Source organism: Streptomyces sp. NPDC024017, assembly GCF_040638895.1.
Classification (GTDB): domain Bacteria; phylum Actinomycetota; class Actinomycetes; order Streptomycetales; family Streptomycetaceae; genus Streptomyces.
Map to the genome: position 1 here is coordinate 79215 of NZ_JBEZYZ010000019.1, position 23133 is coordinate 102347.

Genomic DNA, 23133 nt, shown 5'->3' on the forward strand with positions numbered 1-23133 from the left:
ACACCGTTCGTCTCAGCAACCGTTAGGGGGAGGCCCTGGTGGAGGATGTCGACAAGCTCCGGTCCTATCTGCGCCGCGCCGTCGGCGACGCGCAGCACCTGCGTGAGCGCGTGCGCGAGCTGGAGGAGTCCGCGCGCGAGCCCATCGCGGTCGTGGGTGTGGGGTGTCGCTTCCCGGGTGGGGTGACGTCCCCCGAAGGACTGTGGGGCCTGGTGGCCGACGGCGTGGACGCGGTGGGCGACTTCCCGTCGGACCGTGGCTGGGACGTGGAGGCGCTGTACGACCCGGACCCGGAGGCGCAGGGGAAGACGTACACCCGCTCGGGCGGATTCCTGTACGACCTGCCCGAGTTCGACGCGGACTTCTTCGGGATCAGCCCGCGCGAGGCGCTGGCGATGGATCCGCAGCAGCGGCTGATGCTGGAAACGTCGTGGGAGGCGCTGGAGCGGGCGGGCATCGACCCGGCCGCGCTGCGGGGCTCGGCGACCGGGGTGTTCACCGGGATCTACGGCGTCGACTACGGCCCCCGGATGGGCGGCGGCGCGGCCGGCGAGGTCGAGGGCTTCACCCTCACCGGGACCTACCTCAGCGTGGCCTCGGGCCGGGTGGCGTACGTGCTGGGCCTCGAGGGCCCGGCGGTGTCGACCGACACCGCCTGCTCGGCGTCGCTCGTCGCCGTCCACCAGGCCGTGCGGTCCCTGCGCTCCGGGGAGTGCACGCTGGCGCTGGCCGGCGGGGTGTCGACGCTGCCGACGCCGGGGATGTTCGTCGAACTGTCCCGGCAGCGGGGCGTGTCGGCGGACGGGCGGTGCAAGGCGTTCGCGGAGGCGGCCGACGGCACCGGCTTCTCCGAGGGCGCGGGCGTACTGGTCCTGGAGCGGCTCTCCGACGCGCTGCGCAACGGCCGGCGCGTCTGGGCCGTCATCCGGGGTTCGGCGATCAACCAGGACGGCGCGTCCAACGGACTGACCGCGCCGAACGGGCTGGCGCAGCAGCGCGTGGTCCGGGCGGCCCTGGCCGACGCGGGCCTGACGGCCCGTGACGTGGACGCGGTCGAGGCGCACGGGACCGGCACCCGGCTGGGCGACCCGCTGGAGGCGGAGGCGCTGCTGGCCACGTACGGGCAGGAACGGGAGCCCGGCAGGCCGCTGTGGCTGGGGTCGCTGAAGTCGAACATCGGCCACACGCAGGCGGCGGCGGGCGTCGGCGGCATGATCAAGATGATCATGGCGATGCGGCACGGGGTCATGCCCCGGACGCTGCACGTGGACCGCCCCTCGACGCACGTGGACTGGTCGGCCGGGGCGGTGGAGCTGCTCACCGAGGCCCGGGAGTGGACCACGCGGGAGGGCCGGCCCCGGCGTGCGGGCGTGTCGTCGTTCGGCATCAGCGGCACCAACGCGCACCTCGTCCTGGAGCAGGCTCCCGAACCCGCCGAACCCGCCGAACCCGCCGAGCCCGTCGGGACCCCCGAGACCTCCGGGCAGGACCGGGCCCCCGCGCGTGAGCCCGGCGTGGTGCCGTGGGTGCTGTCGGCGCGGTCGGAGCAGGCGCTGCGCGAGCAGGCGCGGCGGCTGCGCGACCACGTCGCCGCCGACCCCGCCCTGCCGCTCGCCGACGCGGGCCACGCCCTGGTGACGACGCGCTCGCTGTTCGAGCACCGCCAGGTGGTCGTCGGCGCCGACCGCGACGCCCTGCTCGCCGCACTGGCCGCCGTGGCCGCGGGCGAGGAGCCCGGCTCCGCCGCCGCGGTGTCCGGCGTCGCCCGGCCCGTCGGCAAGACGGTGTTCGTCTTCCCCGGCCAGGGGGCGCAGTGGGTCGCGATGGGCCGGGAGCTGTGGGAGACCTCCCCGGTCTTCGCCGAGCAGCTGCGCGCCTGCGCCGAGGCGCTTCGGCCGTGGGTGTCCTGGTCGCTGGTCGACACCGTGATCGGTGGGCCCGGCTCGGCCGACCTGGAGGACATCGACGTCGTCCAGCCGGTGCTGTTCGCCGTGATGGTGTCGCTGGCCCGGGTGTGGCAGTCGCTGGGCGTCACCCCGGACGTGGTGATCGGCCACTCCCAGGGCGAGATCGCCGCCGCCCACATCGCCGGGGCCCTGACCCTTCAGGACGCGGCCAAGATCGTGGCCCTGCGCTCCCGGCTGCTGGCCACCGTCGCCGGACAGGGCAGCATGGCCGGGATCCTGCTGCCCGAGGAGCGCGTGCGGGAACTGCTGGCGGGCCAGGAGGCCCGGATCGGCATCGCCGCGGTGAACGGGCCCGGCTCCACGACGGTCTCCGGCGAGACCGCGGCCGTCGAGGCACTGGTGGAGGCCTGCCGGGCCGAGGGCGCCCGCGCGCGGCTGATCAAGTCCAGCGTCCCCGGCCACTCGCCGCTGATGGACCGCTTCGCGGAGCAGCTCCCCCGGGAGCTGGGCCGCATCACTGCGGCGCCCACGCCGGTCGAGATCTACTCCACGGTCACCGGCGGCCTGATCGACCCGACGACGCTGGACGCGGCCTACTGGTACCGCAACCTGCGCGAACCGGTGCAGTTCGCGGCGGCCATGGGGCGCCTGGTCGGGCAGGAGCCCGACAGCGCGGTCGTCGAACTCAGCCCGCACCCCCTGCTCGTGATGAACATCCAGGAGATGTTCGACACCACCCCGGGCGCCACCGGCTTCGTGGTGGGTTCCCTGCGCCGCGAGGAAGGCGGCCTCGACCGGCTGTACCAGTCGGCGGCGGAGGCCTTCGTGGCGGGCGTCGAGGTGTCCTGGCAGGCGGCCTTCCCGGGCCGGGACGGCCGGTGGGCCGAGCTGCCCACGTACGCCTTCCAGCGGCAGCGCTACTGGCTGACCACCCCCCAGGAGACCACCACCGCCGCCACCTCGGACCACCCGCTGCTCGACTCCGTGGTCGACCTGCCCGCCGACGGCGGGCGCGGGGGAGTGGTCGGCGGCGGACGCCTGTCGCTGGAGCGCCACCCCTGGCTCGCCGAACACGTCGTCCACGGCGCCCACCTGGTGCCGGCGACCGTCCCGGCGGAGCTGGCGGCGTGGGCCGCGCACAAGGCCGGGTGCGACACCGTCGAGGAACTCACCCTGGAGACCCCGCTGGTGCTGTCCCGCACGGGCGAGCGGGAGATCCGCGTCGTGCTCGACGGCACGGGCGCCGTGAGCGTGCACTCACGCGGCGAGGGCGAGACCGAGTGGACCCGCAACGCCGCCGGCACCGTCGGCGTCTCGGCCCCCGCTCAGGACTCCCTCACCGCCTGGCCCCCGCCGGGTGCGGCCCCGGTGCCGTTCGAGGAGGAGTACGCCCGGCTGACCGCCCTCGGCTTCGGCCACGGCCCGCTGTTCCGGGGCCTGAAGGCGGTCTGGCGCCAGGGCGACACGCTGTTCGCCGAGGTCGAACTGCCCGCCGCCGCGGGCGGCACCGGCCAGGACCGGTTCCGGATCCACCCGGCGCTGCTGCACGCCGCGCTGCTCCCGGCCGGCCTGGGCCACATCGTCGACGCCTCCCGGCCCGAGGGCTGGCTGCCGTACCGCGCCACCGGCATCCGGCTCGGCGCCGCCCGGCCGGCCGCGCTGCGCGTCCGGCTCGCACCGGCGGGCGAGAACACGCTGTCCCTGACCCTCGCCGACGACCGCGGCACCCCTGTCGGCGGCATCGCGTCGCTGACCCTGCGCCCCGCGGACGTCGAGCAGCTCACCGCGCTGGGCTTCGACCACCAGGACGCGCTGTTCCGCCCGGACTTCGAGCCGGTGTCCGTCCCGGCCGGGGCGACGGCGGGCGCGTACGCGGTGCTGGGCACGCCCGCGTTCCCCGTACCGGACGCGGCGGTCTTCGCCGGCCTCGACGCACTCGCCGCCGCCGGTCCCGTGCCCCCGGTCGTGATCGCCACCGTGGAGCGCGCGGAGCCGGACGGCGCGGACACCCCCGCCGCCGTCGAGCGCGTCCTCCACCAGGTGCTGCGCTGGACCCGGGACTGGCTGTCCGACGACCGCTTCGCCGAGGCGCGGCTGGTCGTCGTCACCCGGGGCGCGTTCCGCGACGAGCAGGTGACCCGCCCCGACCCGGCGGCGGCCGCCGTCTGGGGTTTCGTGCGCAGCGCGCAGACCGAGAACCCGGGCCGGTTCACGCTCGTGGACACCGACGACCAGCCCGCTTCGTGGGCGCTCCTCGCGGCGCTGGCCGGGACCGGGGAGGACCAGCTCAGGATCCGCGCCGGCGCCCCGGCCGCCCCCCGGCTGGCCCGCGCCGACGGCGGCTCCGGCGCCGGGGACCTGCCCGCCCTCGGCTCCGGGACGGTGCTCATCACGGGCGGCACCAGCGGTCTGGGCGCCCTCCTCGCCCGGCACCTCGTGGACCGGCACGGCGTGCGCCGGCTGCTGCTGACCAGCAGGCGGGGACCGGCGGCACCGGAGGCGGCCGCACTGGCCGCCGAGCTGACCGGAGCGGGCGCGCACGTCGACATCGCGGCCTGCGACGTCACCAGCCGGGACTCCGTCGCCGCGCTGCTGGCCGCCGTACCCGCCGGGCATCCGCTGACGGCGGTGGTCCACTGCGCCGGTGTGCTGGACGACGGGGTCGTCGAGGCGCTGACCGAGGAACGCCTGGACGCCGTTCTCGCGCCGAAGGTGCGCGGCGCCTGGCACCTGCACGAGCTGACCCGGTCGCTGGAGCTGTCCGCGTTCGTGCTGTTCTCCTCGGTCGCGAGCGTCCTCGGCACCGCCGGACAGGCCAACTACGCGGCGGCCAACGCCTTCCTCAACGGCCTCGCGGACGCCCGCCGGGCCGACGGACTGCCCGCCACCGCCCTGTGCTGGGGCTTCTGGGCGCAGCGCAGCGAGATGAGCGCCGACCTCGACGACACCGACCTGGTGCGCCTGCAACGCCAGGGCGTGCTGCCGATGTCGTCTCAGGAGGGCCTCGCGCTGTTCGACGCGGCGGTCTCGGTGGACGGCGAGCCGGTGCTGGTGCCCGCGCGGCTGGACCTCGCGGCGCGCGACGGCCACCTCCTCTCGCCGCTCCTGCGCGGCCTCACCGGGACGCCCGCCGCCCCGCAGGGCCGTCAGAGCGCCGACGGCCCGCTCGCCGAGACGCTGGCGTCGCTGCCGCCGGCCGACGCCGAGGCGGCGCTGCTCGACGCCGTCCGCGCCCAGACCGCGACCGTCCTCGGGCACGCCGACCCCGCGCGGATCGGCCCCTCGGTGGCCTTCAAGGAACTGGGCATCGACTCGCTCACGGCGCTGGAGCTGCGCAACAAGCTGGCCGCGGTGACCGGCCTGAAACTGCCCGCGACGCTCGTGTTCGACCACCCCAACCCCAGCGCCCTCGCCCGGTTCCTGACCGAGCGGATCGCGCCCGGGGCCGCGGCCGGACCGCAGTCCCCGGCCGTCCACCTGGTCAAGGAGATCGAGGGCCTGGGCGCCCGGCTCCAGGACGCCTTCGCCGAACTCGCGGCGGAGGAGCAGACCACCATCTCCACGCTCCTCGGCGAACTGCAGGGCCGGGTCCGCTCGCTGGCGGGCGCCGCAGCACCGGTCGGCATCGCCGACCAGATCAGTTCGGCCTCGGCGGGAGAGCTTCTCGCGCTGCTGGACAAGGAACTCGGCTAGGGAGAGCCATGACGAACGACAACAACGCCGACGTTCTCGACTACCTCAAGCGGACGTCGATCGAGCTGATCGAGACCCGCAAGCGCCTGCAGGAGCTGACCGACGCCGCCGCCGAGCCCATCGCGGTGGTGGGCGTCGCCTGCCGCTTCCCGGGCGGGGCGGCGTCCCCCGAGGACCTGTGGGAGCTGGTGCGCTCGGGCGCGGACGTCGTGTCGGACTTCCCGCAGGACCGCAACTGGGACGTGGAGAACCTGTACGACCCCGACCCCGACCGGCCCAACAGCTGCTCCGCCCGCGCGGGCGGGTTCCTGTACGACGCGGGCGACTTCGACGCCGAGTTCTTCGGGATCAGCCCCCGCGAGGCGCTGGCCGCCGACCCGCAGCACAGGCTGCTCCTGGAGACCTCCTGGGAGTCCCTGGAACGCGCCGGCATCGACCCGCACTCCCTGCGCGGCAGCGACACCGGCGTCTTCGCGGGCCTGGCCTACTTCGGGTACGGCAACCACTTCTTCACCCCCGAGGCCATCGCGGGCTACGCGCAGACCGGCTCCCTGCTGAGCGTGGCCTCCGGGCGCGTGTCGTACGCCCTGGGCCTGGAGGGTCCGGCGGTGTCGACCGAGACCGCGTGCTCGTCGTCGCTGGTGGCGGTGCACCAGGCGGTGCAGTCGCTGCGGCAGGGCGAGTGCGGCCTGGCCCTGGCAGGCGGCGTCACCGTCATGGGGACGACGCAGGTGCTGCGGGAGATGACCCGGCAGCGGGGCCTGGCGGCGGACGGCCGCTGCAAGGCGTTCGCGGACGCCGCGGACGGCGCCGGCTTCTCCGAGGGCGTCGGCGTGCTGGTCCTGGAGCGGCTCTCCGACGCGCGGCGCAACGGACACCGCGTCTGGGCGGTCATCCGGGGCTCGGCGATCAACCAGGACGGCGCGTCCAACGGGCTGACCGCCCCCAACGGCCCGGCCCAGCAGCGGGTGATCCGGGCGGCGCTCGCCAACGCCCGGGTGCAGGCGGCCGACGTGGACGTGGTCGAGGCGCACGGCACCGGCACGACGCTGGGCGACCCCATCGAGGCGCAGGCGCTGCTGGCCACCTACGGGCAGGAACGGGAGCCCGGCAGGCCGCTGTGGCTGGGGTCGCTGAAGTCGAACATCGGCCACGCGCAGGCGGCGGCCGGCGTCGGCGGCATCATCAAGATGATCATGGCGATGCGGCACGGGGTCATGCCCCGCACGCTGCACATCGACCGCCCCTCCACCCACGTGGACTGGTCGGCCGGAGAGGTGGAACTGCTCACCGAGGCCCGGGACTGGCCGAGCACACCGGGCCGGCCCCGCCGTGCGGGCGTGTCCGCCTTCGGCGTCAGCGGCACCAACGCGCACGTGATCCTCGAGGAGGCTCCCGAGGAGGAGCCGGTGCCCGGCACCACCGGGCAGCTGCCCGGCGCCCTGGTGCCGTGGGTCCTCTCCGCGCGCTCGGAGCAGGCGCTGCGGGCCCAGGCGCGGAAGCTGCGCGACTTCGCCGCCGCCGACGCGGACCTGGACCCCGCCGACGCCGGCTGGTCGCTGGTGTCCGGCCGGGCCCGGCTCGAGCACCGTGCCGTGGTCCTCGGAGGCGACCGGGAGGCCCTGCTCGGCGGCCTGACGGCGCTGGCCGAGGGCGAGGAGTCGGCCGCGGTGGTGCGCGGCGTCGCCGGTGAATCCGGCGGCCGGGTCTTCATGTTCCCCGGTCAGGGCGCCCAGTGGGCCGGCGCGGCGGGCCCGCTGTACGAGGCCTTCCCCGTCTTCGCGCAGGCCCTCGACGAGGTGTGCGCGCACTTCGACGCGCACCTCCCCTTCGCCCTGAAGCCCGTGCTGCTCGCCGCCGACCCCGAGCAGCGCGAGCGGACGGACGTCGCGCAGCCCGCGCTGTTCACCCTCCAGGTCGCCCTCTACCGGCTGCTGACCCGCTACAGCCCGGCGCCGGACCATCTGATCGGGCACTCCGTCGGCGAGATCGCCGCCGCGCACGTCGGCGGAGCGCTCGGCCTGGACGCCGCGACCCGCCTCGTGGCCGCCCGCGGACGGACGATGCAGACCGTCACCGAGCAGGGCGCCATGCTCGCCGCCCGCCTTCCGGAGGCCGAGGCGACCGCCCTGCTCGGCGCGTACGACCGGGTCGGCCTCGCCGCCGTCAACGGCCCCGAGTCGGTGGTCTTCTCGGGCCTGCGCGAGCAGGTCCACGCCCTGCGCGACCGGATCCTGGCCGACGGCGGGTCGGCCAAGCTCCTCCCGGTCGACCACGCCTTCCACTCCCCGCTGATGGAGCCGGTCCTCGACGACTTCGCGGCCGCGATCGGCGCACTGCCCGCCGCCGAGCCGTCGATCCCCGTCGTGTCGACGCTGCTGGGCCGCGAGGCCACCGCCGAAGAACTGACGTCCGCCGCGCACTGGGTGCGCCACGTCCGCGCACCCGTCCGCTTCCACGACGCCGTGGAGCACGCCCGCGCGGCCGGCGCGGACGTCTTCGTCGAGGTCGGCCCGGGCGCGACCCTCACCGGTCTCACCAAGGACGCCTTCGCGAGCGCCGGCGTCGACGACGCGCTGGTCGTCCCGGCGTCCCGGCGGGACCGCGAGGCGGCCCGGGCGCTGGCCGGCGCACTGGCCGAACTGCACGTGCGGGGCGTCCCCGTGGACTGGGCCGCCCTGTTCGGGACGCGCCGGCAGGTCGATCTGCCGACGTACGCCTTCCAGCGGCAGCGGTACTGGCTGGACCTGATGGCCGGGACGGGGGCGGCGGACGTCGCCGCGGCCGGCCTGGCGGCGCCGGACCACCCGCTGCTGGGTGCCGTGGTGGACCACCCCGGCACCGACGAGGTCGTGTTCACCGGCCTGTGGTCCCTGAAGACCCACGAGTGGCTGGCCGGGCACGCCGTGTTCGGCGCGGTCGTCGTACCGGCCACGGCCTACCTGGACCTGGCCCTGACGGCGGGCCGGCACGTCGGGAGCGCCGCGCTGGAGGACCTCACCCTGGAGGTGCCGCTGATCCTCCCCGAGACGGGCGACGTGCAGGTGCGCGTCGTCGTCGGCGCGGCGGACGAGGAGTCGGGGCGCCGCTCGCTGGAGGTGTACTCGCGCCCCGGCGAGGACGCCCGCACGGCCGGCGGCTGGACCCGCCACGCCCTGGGCAGCCTGGCCCCGGACACCCCGGCGGCCGGTGACGCCGCCCGGCCGCTCGCCGTCCGGCCGCCGGCCGGCGCGACCCGGATCGCCGTCGACGGCCTCTACGACTCCTTCGCCGACGCCGGGTTCGACTACGGCCCCGCCTTCCGCGGCCTGCGCGAGGTGTGGCGGCACGGCGACGACCTGTTCGCCCTCGCGACCCTCCCGGAGAGCGCCGGGACGGGCGCCTTCGCCCTGCACCCGGCGCTGATGGACACCGTGCTGCACGCGTCGGTGGCCGGCGGCGTCATCGAGGTGACGGGCGAACAGGGCCGGATGCCCTTCGCGTGGGCCGGTGCCCGCCTCACCGGCGCGTGCGGCCCGACCGTCCGGGTCCGGCTCACACCGGCCGGCGAGGACGCCGTGTCGCTGACGGTCGCCGACGAGGACGGCCGCGAGATCGCCTCCGTCGCCTCGCTGACGTTCCGCCCGGCCAGTGCCGAGCAGGTGCGTTCGGCGCTCGGCGGGCAGGAGCAGCCGCTGTACGAGGTGCGGTGGCGGCCGGTTCCGCAGGGCGAGCCGGCGTCCCGCCCGGGACGGTGGGGCGTCGTCGGCGCGGACACCGCCCTGGCCTCCCGGCTCCTGCGGGCGGGCGGCGACCGGGCCGTGAGCTACGCCGGTCTCGACGAGGTCGGTCCGCGGGACGCCCCCGCGCACCTCCTGCTGTGCCCGGACGACCGCACCGACGGTGCAACCGATCCGCTCACCGCGGTCGGCGCCGCCGGCCGGCACGTCCTGGAGCAGGTCCAGCGGTTCCTCGCCGAGGAGGCGCTCGCCGCGTCCACGCTGGTGGTGCTCACCCGCCTGGCCATGGACACCGGCGCGGGAGAGCGGGTCGAAAACCTCCCCGGCGCGTCCGTGTGGGGCCTGATCCGCTCCGCCCAGACCGAACACCCCGGCAGGTTCCGGCTGGTGGACATCGACGACGAGGAGACCTCCTGGGCGGCCCTGCCCGACGCGCTCGCCCTCGGTGAGGAGCAACTGGCGCTGCGCGCCGGCACCGCCCTCGTCCCCCGCCTCGCCCCGGCCACGCCCGCGGACCAGTGGCTCGAACCCCCGGCGGACGGCCCGCACCGGCTGGGAATCCCGGACAAGGGCACGCTGGAGAACCTGACCTGGGTGCCGTGCCCCGAGGCCGAGGCGCCCCTGGAGAGCGGGCAGGTCCGCATCGCCGTCCAGGCCGCCGGGCTCAACTTCCGCGACGTCACCATCGCCCTGGGCCTGGTGGACCGTACGGCCATCGACGCCGGCATCGGCAGCGAGGGCTCCGGTGTCGTCCTGGAGGTGGCGGACGACGTCACCGCCTTCGCCCCGGGCGACCGGGTGACCGGCATCTTCACCGGCGCCTTCGGCCGCGTGGCCGTCGCCGACCACCGCCTGCTCGCCGCCGTCCCCGACGGGTGGAGCCATGCCGAGGCGGCGTCCATGCCGAGCACCTTCCTCACCGCGTACTACGCCCTCTTCCACGTCACCCGGCTCAAGAAGGGCCAGCGGATCCTCATCCACGCCGCGGCCGGCGGCGTCGGCATGGCCGCCGTCCAGCTCGCCCGGCACGTCGGCGCCGAGATCTACGCGACCGCGAGCCCCGCCAAGTGGCCCGTCCTGCGCGGGATGGGCCTGGACGACGCGCACCTGGCGTCCTCCCGCGACCTGGAGTTCGCCGAGAAGTTCCTCGCCACCACGGACGGCCGGGGCGTGGACGTCGTCCTGAACTCCCTTGCGCACGCCTTCGTCGACGCCTCGCTGACGCTGCTGCCCGAGGGCGGCCACTTCATCGAGATGGGCAAGACCGACATCCGCGACCCCCGGCAGGTGGCCGCCGACCACCCCGGCGTCGCGTACGACGCCTTCGACCTGTACGCGGCCGGCCCGGACGTCATCCAGGCGATGTTCCGCGACGTCATGGACCTGTTCGCGGACGGGCGGGTGCGCTTGACACCGGTGTCCGTCCGCGACATCCGCGACGCGCGCCGGACCTTCCGCGAGATGAGCCAGGGCCGCCACGTCGGCAAGCTCGTCCTCGACGTCGGCGGCGGCTTCGGCGGCGGCACCGTGCTGATCACCGGCGGCACCGGGGGCGTGGGCTCCCTCGTGGCACGGCACCTCGTCACCGAGCACGGGGTGCGCTCCCTGGTGCTGGCCGGCCGCCGGGGAGCCGCCGCCGACGGGGCCGACGCGCTCGTCGCCGACCTGCGCGACCTGGGCGCCGACGTCCGCGTCGTGGCCTGCGACGTCGCCGACCGGGCCGCCGTGGCGGAGCTGCTCGCCGACATGCCCCCGCGCCGGCCGCTGACGGCGGTCGTGCACGCGGCGGGCGTCCTGGCGGACGGCACCGTGGAGTCGCTGACCGCCGAGAGCGTCGAACGGGTGCTGCGCGCCAAGGCCGGCGGCGCGCTCGTCCTGCACGACCTGACCAAGGACCGCCCGCTGTCGGCGTTCGTGCAGTTCTCCGCCCTCGCGGGCACGCTCGGCACCGCCGGGCAGGCGAACTACGCGGCCGCCAACGCCTTCCTGGACGGCCTGGCGGCGCAGCGCAGGGCGTCCGGCCTGGCCGGCACCTCGCTGTGCTGGGGCTGGTGGGAGCAGAGCAGCGGCATGACCGGGGACCTGGACGAGGCGGACCTCCTGCGGCTGCGGCGGATGGGCATCGGCGCGATGCCGACGCCCGAGGCGCTGGGCCTGTTCGACGCGGCGTGCGCCAACGGCAGGGCGGTCCTCGTCCCGGCCCGGGTGGACGTCGCCGCGCTGCGCGGCAGGACCGGTACGGACCTGCCGCCGCTGCTGCGCGACCTCGTCGACGCCCGCCGCCCCCGCCGCGGCCGGGCGGAGACGGCCGGGGACGACGGCGCCCGCGGCCTGGCCGCCCTGCTGGCCGGCCTGCCGGCCGACGAGGCGCAGACGGCAGCCCTGGACTGGCTCCGCGAACAGGTCGCCCTCGTGCTCGGCCACCCCTCCGGCGCGTCCGTCGACGCCGACCAGGCGTTCACCCAGCTCGGCTTCGACTCCCTGACATCGGTCGAACTGTGCAACCGCCTGTCGTCCCGGACCGGGCTGCGCCTGCCGACCACGCTCGTCTTCAGCTACCCGACCCCCCGTGAGATGAGCGAGCACCTCGTCGGCCTGCTGCGCCCGGAACCGGACCCCGGCACGGACCTCGGGGCGGACCTTGCCACGGACCTCGGGGCGGGCGAGCCGATCGAGGTGGAGGAACTGTCCGACCTGGACCTGGAAGCACTGGTCGATCTGGCTCTGGATGAGAAGAGGTAAGTGAGATGACCGACTCCGCGGAACGCACGGCGGACGGCGCGGACCGGGTCCAGCGGGCGCTCCGCACCCTGCTGGAGGAGCGCGACCGGCTCCGGCGGGAGAACGACGCCCTGAAGGCCGGCCGCGGCGAGCCCATCGCCGTGGTGGCCATGGCCTGCCGCTACCCGGGAGGCGTGTCCTCGCCCGAGGACCTGTGGGAGGTGGTCCGCGGCGGCCGGGACGTCGTGGACGACTTCCCCGCCGACCGCGGCTGGCGGGACGTGTACGACCCGGACCCCGACGCCGTCGGCGGCTCGTACACGCGCCAGGGCGGATTCCTGAAGGACGTGGCGGACTTCGACGCCGACTTCTTCAACATCAGCCCCCGCGAGGCGCTGGCGGTCGACCCGCACCACCGGCTGCTGCTGGAGACCTCCTGGGAGGTCTTCGAACGGGCCGGCATCGTCCCCGCCGACGTGCGCGGCGCCGACGTCGGCGTCTTCTCCGGGGTCAGCTCCTCCGAGTACGGCTGGCGCTTCCTGGAGGGCAGCCAGAAGGAGCTGGAGGGCTATCTGCTGTACGGCAGCGCGCTGAGCGTCGCATCCGGCCGGGTGGCGTACGAGATGGGGCTGACCGGGCCGGCCGTGTCGGTGGACACCGCCTGCTCGTCGTCCCTGGTGGCCCTGCACATGGCGGTGCAGTCGCTGCGCTCGGGGGAGTGCTCGCTGGCGCTGGCGGGCGGGGCGCTGGTGATGGCGACGCCCGCGATGTTCGTGGAGTTCTCCCGCCAGGGCGCCCTGTCGGCCGGCGGCCGGTGCAAGGCGTTCGCGGACGGGGCCGACGGGACCGGCTGGGCCGAGGGCGTGGGCGTGCTGCTGCTCGAGCGGCTGTCCGACGCCCGCCGCAACGGCCACCCCGTGCTGGCCGTCGTCCGCGGCAGCGCCGTCAACCAGGACGGCGCCAGCAACGGGCTGACCGCCCCCAACGGCCGTGCCCAGGAGAAGGTGATCCGGCAGGCCCTGGCCAACGCGGGCGTCGCGCCCGGCGAGGTGGACCTGGTCGAGGCGCACGGCACCGGCACCACCCTGGGCGACCCCATCGAGGCGGGCGCGCTGCTGGCGACCTACGGCCGGGACCGGCCCGCGGACCGGCCGCTGTGGCTGGGCTCCCTGAAGTCGAACATGGGGCACGCCCAGGCCGCCGCCGGAGTCGGCGGGGTCATCAAGGCCGTGCTGGCGATGCGGCACGGGTACATGCCCAAGACCCTCCACGTCGACGCCCCCTCACGCCACGTCGACTGGTCCTCCGGCGCGGTCGAACTGCTGGTGGAGGGCCGCGAGTGGACCCGGCGGGACGGCCCCCGGCGGGCCGGGGTGTCGTCGTTCGGCGTCAGCGGCACCAACGCCCACGTGGTCCTGGAGGAGGCGCCGGCCGAGGAACCGGCCGAGGAGCACGGGCCGGACGCGGGCGTCACCGGCGGCCTGGTGCCGTGGGTGCTGTCCGCCAAGAGCGCCAAGGCCCTGCGCGGGCAGGCGGGCAGGCTGCGCGACTTCGCCGCCGCCGGACCGGACACGGACGACCCCGCCATCGGCTGGTCGCTGGTCTCGGGCCGGTCCCGGTTCGAGCACCGCGCGGTGGTGCTGGGGCGCGGCCGGGACGAGCTGCTGAGCGGCCTGACCGCGCTGAGCGAGGGTGCCGAGTCCCCGGCGGTGGTGAGCGGCAGCGCCGGGAAACTCGGCGGCGTCGCCTTCGTCTTCCCCGGCCAGGGGTCGCAGTGGGCCGGCATGGGCCGGCGGCTGTACGACACCTTCCCGGTCTTCGCGCAGGCCCTCGACGCGTGCGCGGACGCCCTCGCCGAATGGGTCGACTGGTCGCTGCTCGACGTCATACGCGGCGTGGAGGGGGCTCCCGGCCTGGACCGGGTGGACGTCGTCCAGCCGGCGCTGTTCGCGGTGATGGTCTCCACCGCCGCCCTGTGGCGGTCCTGGGGCGTCGAACCGGGCGCGGTGATCGGCCACAGCCAGGGCGAGATCGCCGCCGCCTGCGTCAGCGGCGCGCTGTCCCTGCGGGACGCCGCCCGGGTCGTGGCGCTGCGCAGCAAGGCCCTGCTGGACCTCAAGGGCCACGGCGGCATGGCCTCGGTCGCCCAGTCCGCCGACGTCGTGGCGCAGCGGCTGGCTCCGTGGGGCGACCGGATGAGCGTCGGCGTCGTCAACGGGCCCCGCTCCGTCGTGGTGTCCGGGGAACCGGACGCGATCGACGAATTCATCGAGAAGACGAAGGCCGACGGCGCCCAGGCCCGCAGAATTCCGGTCGACTATGCCTCGCATTCCCCTCAAGTGGCCCGGGTTCGCGAAAAGGTGACCGCCGCACTGACCGGCATCAGCCCGGAAACGTCGGACCTGCCCTTCTACTCGACGCTGTACGGCGAGGTCGTCGACACGGCGGAACTGAACGCCGAATACTGGTACAACAACCTCCGCGAAAAGGTCCTGTTCGAAACCTCCGTCCGGCGGCTGGCCGACGACGGTTTCCGGGTGTTCGTCGAGATGAGCCCGCACCCGGTGCTGACCGTCCCGGTGCAGGAGATCGTCGAGGACCTGGACGACGCGCTGGTGCTGTCGTCCTCACGGCGGGACCGCGACGAGGTTCAGGCCCTGCTCGGCTCGCTGGCCCAGCTCCACGTCCGGGGCGGGCGGGTGGACTGGGACGCCCTGTTCACCATGCGCCGCCGGGTGGATCTGCCGACGTACGCCTTCCAGCGGCAGCGCTACTGGCTCAGCTCCTCACCCGCCGCGGCGGCTGCGGCCGAGCTGCCCGCGACGCAGCCGCCCGCCGGGGACGACCAGGCCGTTCCCCTGTCGGAGCGGATCGCGGCCCTGCCCGGCGCCGACGCGGAGGCACTCGTGCTGGACCACGTGCGGGAGAAGGTCGCCGTGGTCCTCGGACACCCCTCGGCCGACACCGTCGGCCCCGACCAGGAGTTCAAGGAGCTGGGCTTCGACTCGCTGCTGTCGGCGGAGCTGAGCAAGCGCCTGACCGCGTCGACCGGACTGAGACTGCGGGCGAACGTGGTGCTGCGGCACCCGTCACCGCGGCGGATCGCCGGGCACATCATGTCCTCGCTCGCGGCGTAGCACGTCCCGCCGGCGGGACAGGCAAGAGCCGCACGCGGCCTGTCCCGCCGGGCACCGAGTTGTCTTGTACGGCCGATTCACTTCCCGGAAGGTGGGGGTGATCCGCGAATTCCCGAAACCCGGGTCCGTTTTGCTGAGGGGTTGATCTGTGTGCCTTCGTTCGGTGCGTCGTCTGCGCATATAGGCATGTGGCGGGCGCAGGAAATGGCTCCCGACACGCCGAACCACGCGCTGACCATGTGGGACGTGGACGGCGAGCTGGACGCGGCCGTCATGGAATCCGCCTTCCTGCACGTGATGGGTGAGGCGGAGGTACTGCGCGTCAATTTCGTCGACGACGGCGGCGGACTGCGCCTCGTACCCCGGGAACTCGGCGACTGGCGGCCGTTCTTCTGGGACCTCGGCGCCGAGGCCGACCCCGAGCAGGCGGCCCGCGAGGCCCTGGCCGATCTGGTGCGCCGGCCGTTCGACCTGGGACGCGACCTGCTGTTCCGGCTGGGCGTGGTCAGGCTCGCCGAGAACCGCTCCCTCCTGGTGATCTCCTACCACCACCTCATCTCCGACGGGTTCGGAGCGGGCGGCCTGCTCTCGCGGCGCCTCGCCGAGGTGTACACGGCGCTGGCGCGGGGCGAGCGGGTGCCCGAGCTGCCGCACCCGTGGGACACCGCCTCCTTCGCCAACGAGGCGGTGGAGTACCTCGCCTCGCAGAAGTTCGCCGAGGACATGGAGTTCTGGGGCGACTACCTCAAGGACGCGCCCCCGCCCGCGCAGGTCCCCCGCGTCGCCCTGTCCGAGGCGCGGCGCACCGCGCTGTCGGAGCCGCTGAGCAGCGTCGACCGCTGGTCGGAGGTGGCCGAGACCATCGGCATGGTGAGCCGGACCCTTACCGTCCCGCGCGCCGAGGCCGACCGGTGGACCGAGACCGCGCAGTCCATGGGCGTGTGGATGTCGCAGATGCTGACCGCCGCCGCGGCGGTGTACTTCCGGCACCGCTGCGACCGCCCGGAGTTCCTGCTGTCCCTCGCCGTCGGCAACCGCGTCGGCGTGGCGAGCAGAACGCCCGGCCTGGCCGTGAACGTGGTGCCGGTGCGGGTGAAGGTCCCGCTCGGCGCGACCTTCACCGAGATCGCCGAGACGCTCGTCGACGAGACGTACGAGATCTTCGACCACACCGCCTGCCACTACTCCGACATCCAGCGCGCCGGCGGGACCGTCCTCAGCGGACGCGGCAGCTTCGGCGCCGTCGTGAACGTCGTCGAGTTCGCGGAGCAGCTGCACTTCGGCGACAGCCCGGCACGCTACTCGGGCGCCACCACCGGCACCTTCGAGGAGCTGTCGATCGGCGTCTACACCGACGGCAGCCCCGACAGCGACCTGTTCATCCGGCTCGACGCCCCCGCGGGCCTGTACCACCGCGCCGAACTGCGCTTCATCGGCGAGGAACTGATCTCCTTCATCCGCGCCGCGCTGGACGACGGCACCCGCCCGGTCGGCGCGCTGGACGTGGTCGGCGGCGACGAACGGGACCGGGTGCTCGCGGCGCCGGACACCGCCGACGCGCCGCTGCCGGGGCTGACCGTCCCGGAGCTGTTCGCCCGGCAGGTCGAGCGCGACCCCTACGCCGTCGCGCTGGTCGCCGGCGACGCCTCGGTCTCCTACCGCGAACTGGACGAACGGTCCGGCCGGCTGGCCGCGGCGCTGCGCCGCCGGGACGTCGGCCCCGAGACGGTCGTCGCGGTGGCGCTGCCCCGGTCGGTGGACCTGGCCGTCGCCCTGCTGGCGGTGGCGAAGGCCGGCGGCGCCGCCCTGCCCCTCGACCCGGCGTCTCCCGCCGACGCCGCCCCGGCGCGCGTCCTGCTCACCGACGCCGCCACGGCCGGCACGCTCCCGGCCGGCGCGGACGTGCCGGTGCTGCTGCTCGACGACCTGCGCGCCGACGTGGCCGACGGCACCGGCCCCGAGGCCTCCGTGCCGCACCCCGACAACCTGCTCGCCGTCCTGCACGGCACCGGCCCGGACGGTGCCGCCAGGCCGGTCGCCGTGACCCACCGCAACATCGAGCGGTTCGTCCTGGACCGCCAGTGCCGGGACGCCGGCCGCGGCACCGTCCTGTGGCACGCCCCGCACACCTCCGACGCGCTCGCCCTGGAGGTGTGGACGCCCCTGCTCAACGGCGGCCGGGTGGTCGTGGCCCCCGAAGGGGAGCCGGACACCGGCGCGCCGGCCGGGCTGGGGGAGGGCCACGACATCACCACGCTGTGGCTCCCCGCGGCCCGGTTCGCCGCGATCTCGGCCGCGCACCCCGAGCGTCTCGCCGGGCTGCGCCACGTGTGGACCGGCGGCGACCGGGTGTCCCCGGCCGCGCTGCGCCGGGTCCGCGAGGCCTGCCCCGAGCTGACGGTCGTCACCGGGCACGGTCCGGCGGAGACGACCGCCCTCGCCGCCTGCCACCGCCTGCCCGCCGGTGAACCCGTCCGCCACCCGGGCGCCGTCGGCCGCCCGGCGGACCACACCGCCCTGTACGTCCTCGGCCCCGGCCTCGCCCCGGTCCCCGTCGACGTGGCCGGCGAACTGTACGTGGCCGGCCCCGGCGTGGCCCGCGGCTACCCCGGGCGGCCGGCGGCGACCGCGGAACGCTTCGTGCCCTGCCCGTTCGGCCCGGCCGGCACGCTCATGTACCGGACCGGGGAGCGGGTGCGGTGGACCGCCGACGGCCGGCTCGCCCACGTCGGCCGCGCCGACACGGCGGCGGACGTACGCGGCGTCCGCGTCGAACTGGCCGAGGTCGAGGAGGCGCTGTCCGAGCACGCCGGGGTGGCCCAGGCCGTGGTGGCCGTCAAGGAGGACGGCGCCGGACAGCAGCGCCTGGCGGCCTACGTCGTCCCGGTGCCCGGCACGACCGTGTCCGCCGACGAACTGCGCCGGTTCGCCGCGGGCTGGCTGCCGGAGTCCATGGTGCCCGCGGTGTTCACCGTCCTGGTCCGCCTGCCGCTCACCGCGGACGGCCGGGTGGACCGGGCCGCGCTGCCGCAGCCCGCCTTCGACGACGAGAGGTACCGGGCACCGCGCAACGACACCGAACGGATCCTCGCCAAGGCCTTCGCCGAGGTGCTGGAACTGGACCGGGTCGGCATCGACGAGGACTTCTTCGACCTCGGCGGCAACTCGCTGCGGGCGATCAGGCTGGTCGGTCTGATCCGGGCGGAACTGAACCAGGAGGTGTCCATCCGCAGGCTGTTCGCGGCCCGCACCGTCCTCGGGCTGTCGGACATGTGGAAGGACCTCGGCCGCTCCAGCCGGCCGACTCTGCGCAGGCGGACGAAGGAGGGTGCGGTCCTCTGAGCACTGCCGAGTGTGCACTCGCCGTCGATCTGCCGTGCGGAGAAAGGGAATCATGGACGCGTTGACCCAGGCCCTGCTGTCCGGGGCCGGCCCGGACGAGCTCGGGCGCCACGAACTGCCGGCCCGGTACGAGGCCGCGCACCTCCTCGCCTCGGACGTCGGCATGTTCGACGGCGTCGAGCACAAGGACGTCCGCAAGGCGCTGCACGTCGGGCCGGTCCCGATGCCGGAGCTCGCCCCGGACGAGGTGGTCGTCGCCGTCATGGCGAGCTCCATCAACTACAACACCGTGTGGTCGGCGACGTTCGAGCCGGTGCCCACCTTCGAGTTCCTCAAGCGCTACGCCCGCCAGGGCGGGTACGCCGCCCGGCACGACCTGCCGCACCAGGTCGTCGGCTCCGACGCCGCCGGTGTCGTCGTACGCGTCGGCGCCGGGGTGCGGCACTGGAAGCCGGGCGACCACGTCGTCGTCAGCTGCGTCCAGGTCGACGAGCAGGAACCGGCGACGCACGCCGACGCGATGCTCGGGACCGGGCAGAAGATCTGGGGCTACGAGACCAACTTCGGCGGCCTCGCCCACTACTCGGTGGTGCGCGCCAGCCAGCTGCTGCCCAAACCGGCCCACCTGACCTGGGAGGAGGCGGCGAGCGTCCTGCTGACCGCGGCGACCTCCTACCGGATGCTGGTCGGCGACAACGGCGCCCGCATCAAGCAGGGCGACATCGTCCTCGTCTGGGGCGCCACCGGCGGACTGGGCGCGTACGCGGTGCAGATGGTGAAGAACGCCGGCGGCATCGCCGTCGGCGTGGTCGGCTCCCCGAGCAAGGCCGAGGCGCTGCGCCGGCTCGGCTGCGACGTGGTCATCGACCGCAACGAGATCGGCATGGGCGGCGACGCCGCGCCCACCCCGGAGCGGACCATCGAGCTGGGCAAGCGGCTCGGGCGGGAGATCCGCCGGCAGGTCGGCGAGGACCCGCACGTCGTGTTCGACTACGTCGGGCGCGCCACGTTCGGCATCTCGGTGTTCGTCGTCCGCAAGGGCGGCACGGTCGTCACCTGCGGGTCCAGCACCGGCTACGACCACCACTTCGACAACCGCTACCTGTGGATGAACCTCAAGCGTGTCGTCGGCAGCCACGCCGCCAACCTTCAGGAACAGGCCGAGTGCAACCGGCTGTTCCAGCTCGGGCACCTCTCCCCGATCCTCTCCGAGGTGTTCCCGCTCAGCGAGATCGGCGAGGCCGCACGGCTGGTCCAGACGAACCGGCACATCGGGAAGGTCGGCGTACTCTGCCTCGCCCCCGAGGAGGGGCTCGGCGTCACCGACCCCGCCCTGCGCGAGAAGATCGGCACGGCCCGGCTCAATCCGCTGCGCTCCGCCGCCGCGCCCGAGCCGGCCGGGGTGTCGTGACATGGGCATCGGCATACTCTCCACCGGCTCCTACCTGCCCAAGCACGAGGTGGGCAACGAGGAGGTCGCCGAACGCGTCGGCGTCACCGCGGAGTGGATCGAACGCAAGACGCAGATCCGCTCCCGCCGTTACGCCGCCCCGCACGAGGCGACGTCCGACCTCGCCGCGAAGGCCGCCGAACGGGCCCTGGAACAGGCGGAACTGACGGCCGGCGACATCGACTACGTCATCGTCTCCACCTCCACCGGCGACCACCCGCAGCCTCCCACGTCCTACCTGGTGCAGCACCTGCTGGGCGCCTACGGCGCGGCGTGCTTCGACGTCAACGTCGTCTGCAGCGGCTTCGTCTACGCCCTGTCGCTGGCCCACAGCCTGGTGGCCGTACGGCCCGACGCCCGGGTGCTGGTCATCGGGGCGGACGTGTACTCGCGGATCCTGGACTTCACCGACCACAGGACGGCGATCCTGTTCGCCGACGGCGCCGGCGCCGCGGTCGTCGGCGCGGTCCCGGAGCCGTACGGGATCATCGCGAGCGACCTGTCCAGCCGTGGCGATGCCCACCACCTGATCCGCGTCGAGGCCGGCGGCAGCCGCCACCCGGCGTCGGCGGCGACCGTCGCGGAGGGCGGCCACTACTTCAGGATGGACGGCCGCGGGGTACGCGACTTCGTCGCCGAGCACGTGCCGCCGGCGCTGACCGCGCTGACCCGCAGGGCCGGCGTGGACATCGGCACCGTCGACCACTTCGTCCCGCACCAGGCCAACGGCGTGATGCTCGGCGAGGTCGTCGAACGCGCCGGTCTGGGCGCCGCGCAGACCCACCGCACGCTCATCAAGTACGGCAACGTCGGCAGCGCCTCGGTCCCGGTCGCCCTCGACGAGGCCAACCGCACCGGTGCGCTCACGCAGGGCGACCTGGTGCTGCTCGCCGGGTTCGGCGGCGGCATGTCGATCGGAGCATCACTGCTGACCTGGGGGTCCCGCACATGACCACGTCCACACAGACCACCGGCACGGACATCGACCGGGTGGGTGTCGTCGGCAGCGGCATCATGGGCACCGGCATCGCCGAACTGTGCGCCAAGGCCGGGCTCGACGTCACCGTCGCGGTGTTCTCCGAGTCGTCGCTGCACACGGCACCGGTCCGCCTGGCGGCCTCCCTCGACCGGGGCGTGGCCAAGGGCAAGCTGACCGAGGGGGAGCGCGACGCGGCGCTGCAGCGGGTGTCGTTCACCCGTGACCTCGGCGAGCTGGCCGACCGTCGGCTGGTGATCGAGGCGGTCAAGGAGGACGAGCAGCTCAAGCGGGAGCTGTTCGCCTCCCTCGACAAGATCGTCGAGGACCCGGACGCGATCCTGGCGACCAACACCTCCTCCCTCCCGGTCGCCCGCCTCGCCGCCGCGACCCGCCGCCCCGGCCAGGTGCTCGGCCTGCACTTCTTCAACCCGGTCCCGGTGCTGCCGCTGGTCGAGCTGGTCCCGACGGTGCTGACGGACGAGGCGGTGAGCGCGCGGGCGCTGGTCTTCGTCCGTGACGTCCTGGGCAAGAAGCCGATCACCTCCCCGGACCGGGCGGGTTTCCTCGTCAACGCGCTGCTGTTCCCGTACCTGCTGTCCGCGATCCGCATGGTCGAGTCGGGACTGGCGACGGCCGAGGTCGTCGACCAGGGCATGGTGCTGGGCTGCTCCCATCCGATGGGCCCGCTGCGCCTCGCCGACCTGATCGGCCTGGACACCACCGTGTCCATCGCCCAGGCCATGTACGAGGAGTTCAAGGAGCCGCTCTACACGCCCCCGCCGCTGCTGCTGCGCATGGTCGAGAGCGGCCTGCTGGGCAAGAAGTCCGGCCGCGGCTTCTACACGTACGCGTGACACCGCCCGCACGACACCGCCCGGGGGCGGCACGGACCCGGTCCGTGCCGCCCCCGGGCGGTTGTCCGTCCGACCGGCCGGTCAGGAAGCGGCGGCCTCGGCGAGGAGCCCCTCGGTGACGGCCGCGGCGATCCCGTCGAGGTGGTCGAAGAGGTAGAAGTGACCGCCGGGGAACACCTTCACCACGACGTCCCCGCGGCTGTGCGCCCGCCAGGTCCCGGCCTCCTGAACCGTCACCATCGGGTCGCTGTCCCCGACCAGCACGGTCACCGGAGCGGCGAGCGGCTCGCCCTCGCGCCAGGTGTACGTGCCGAGCGCCCGGTAGTCGGCCCGCAGCGCCGGCAGCGCCATCTCCACGATGTCGGGGTCGTCCAGCATGGACTGGTCGGTGCCGCCCAGCCTGCGCACCTCGGCCAGCACGTCATCGTCGTCGTAGAGCCCGAAGCGGGCCGTGCTGTGCGCGTCCGGCGCGCCCCGCCCGGACAGGAACAGCCGCTGCGGCCCCGGCAGCGGGCTCCGGGTGAGCAGCCGGGCCGTCTCGAACGCGACGAGCGAGCCCATGCTGTGGCCGAACAGGGCGTACGGCCGCCCCGGATCCGCCGCCAGCATCGGTACCAGCTCCTCGGCCACCGCCCCGGCGAGCAGGTTCAGGTCGGTGAAGGGCGTCTCGCGGTACCGGTCCTGACGGCCCGGATACTGCACGCACACCACGTCGAGGTCCGCGGGCAGCGCCTGGGCCAGGGTCCTGTACGCCGTCGCGGAACCCCCCGCATGGGGGAAGCACACGAGCCGCGGCCCGTTCCCCGGGGTGGTGAAGCGCCGGAACCACGTGCTGTTCACAGTCGGTGTATCCCTTCGTCTGTGCCGTCCGGTCCACGCGAAACGGCCCGCCGGTGCCCTCGGGGGATGTGGGGCACCGGCGGGCGGTCTCATCGCCCCGCGAGGGCTCGCGCCCGTCCGTCACCGGAGCTCACGCCCCGAGCGTCCCGCCCCGCCCTCGACGGGGGGTCGCGGGGCGGTGGAGGGCTCTCGGGGCCGCTCGAGCCCCCGTCGGGCGAGCGCGCGAGCGGCTCTCTATCCGTGCCGCATAGCCTCCGGCGAGGTGCACGACCCGCACCGCGACGCGTGTCCGCCGACGTGTCTGCCTGCGCTTGCGGACCAGCCCCGACAGGAGCCGAGACGACTATGTCCGTGGTAGCCACTCCCCCCGACGTGACAGGGACGCGTGACAAAGAGGTCCGTCGCCTGGACCGGGTGATCATCAGGTTCGCGGGGGACTCGGGTGACGGTATGCAGCTCACCGGTGACCGTTTCACCTCGGAGACCGCGTC

8 protein-coding genes are annotated in these 23133 nt (G+C 74.6%); 7 read left to right on the forward strand and 1 reads right to left on the reverse strand.

Annotated features, from left to right (window positions below; translation table 11 throughout):
- Positions 1–38: 38 nt before the first annotated feature.
- The 7 genes from AB0G20_RS36505 (at position 39) to AB0G20_RS36535 (ending at position 21802) form a co-directional block, all read left to right on the forward strand.
- Positions 39–5600: an SDR family NAD(P)-dependent oxidoreductase gene (locus AB0G20_RS36505; RefSeq protein WP_361310366.1), complete on the forward strand. Its 5562-nt coding sequence runs from the start codon at positions 39–41 to the stop codon at positions 5598–5600.
- Between the two features lie 8 nt (positions 5601–5608).
- Entirely contained in the window at positions 5609–12061 is a 6453-nt protein-coding gene (locus tag AB0G20_RS36510) for a type I polyketide synthase (RefSeq protein WP_361310369.1), read from the forward strand.
- Positions 12062–12066: 5 nt separating this feature from the next.
- Positions 12067–15177, forward strand: a complete 3111-nt coding sequence (locus AB0G20_RS36515; RefSeq protein WP_361310371.1) for an acyltransferase domain-containing protein — start codon at positions 12067–12069, stop codon at positions 15175–15177.
- Positions 15178–15363: 186 nt separating this feature from the next.
- A complete protein-coding gene (locus AB0G20_RS36520; RefSeq protein ID WP_361310373.1) occupies positions 15364–18519 on the forward strand; it encodes an AMP-binding protein in 3156 nt (1051 codons plus the stop codon).
- Positions 18520–18571: 52 nt separating this feature from the next.
- Positions 18572–19930: a crotonyl-CoA carboxylase/reductase gene (gene ccrA, locus AB0G20_RS36525; protein WP_361310376.1), complete on the forward strand. Its 1359-nt coding sequence runs from the start codon at positions 18572–18574 to the stop codon at positions 19928–19930.
- 1 nt (position 19931) lies between these two features.
- On the forward strand, positions 19932–20921 hold the full coding sequence (locus tag AB0G20_RS36530) for a ketoacyl-ACP synthase III (RefSeq protein WP_361310378.1): 990 nt from the start codon (positions 19932–19934) through the stop codon (positions 20919–20921).
- A complete protein-coding gene (locus tag AB0G20_RS36535; protein WP_361310381.1) occupies positions 20918–21802 on the forward strand; it encodes a 3-hydroxybutyryl-CoA dehydrogenase in 885 nt (294 codons plus the stop codon). The genes AB0G20_RS36530 and AB0G20_RS36535 overlap by 4 nt, the downstream gene beginning before the upstream one ends.
- Before the next feature lie 81 nt (positions 21803–21883).
- On the opposite strand, the gene AB0G20_RS36540 is transcribed toward AB0G20_RS36535, so the two are convergent.
- Positions 21884–22642, reverse strand: coding sequence for an alpha/beta fold hydrolase (locus tag AB0G20_RS36540; protein ID WP_361310385.1), 759 nt, complete (start codon positions 22640–22642; stop codon positions 21884–21886).
- Between the last annotated feature and the right edge of the window lie 491 nt (positions 22643–23133).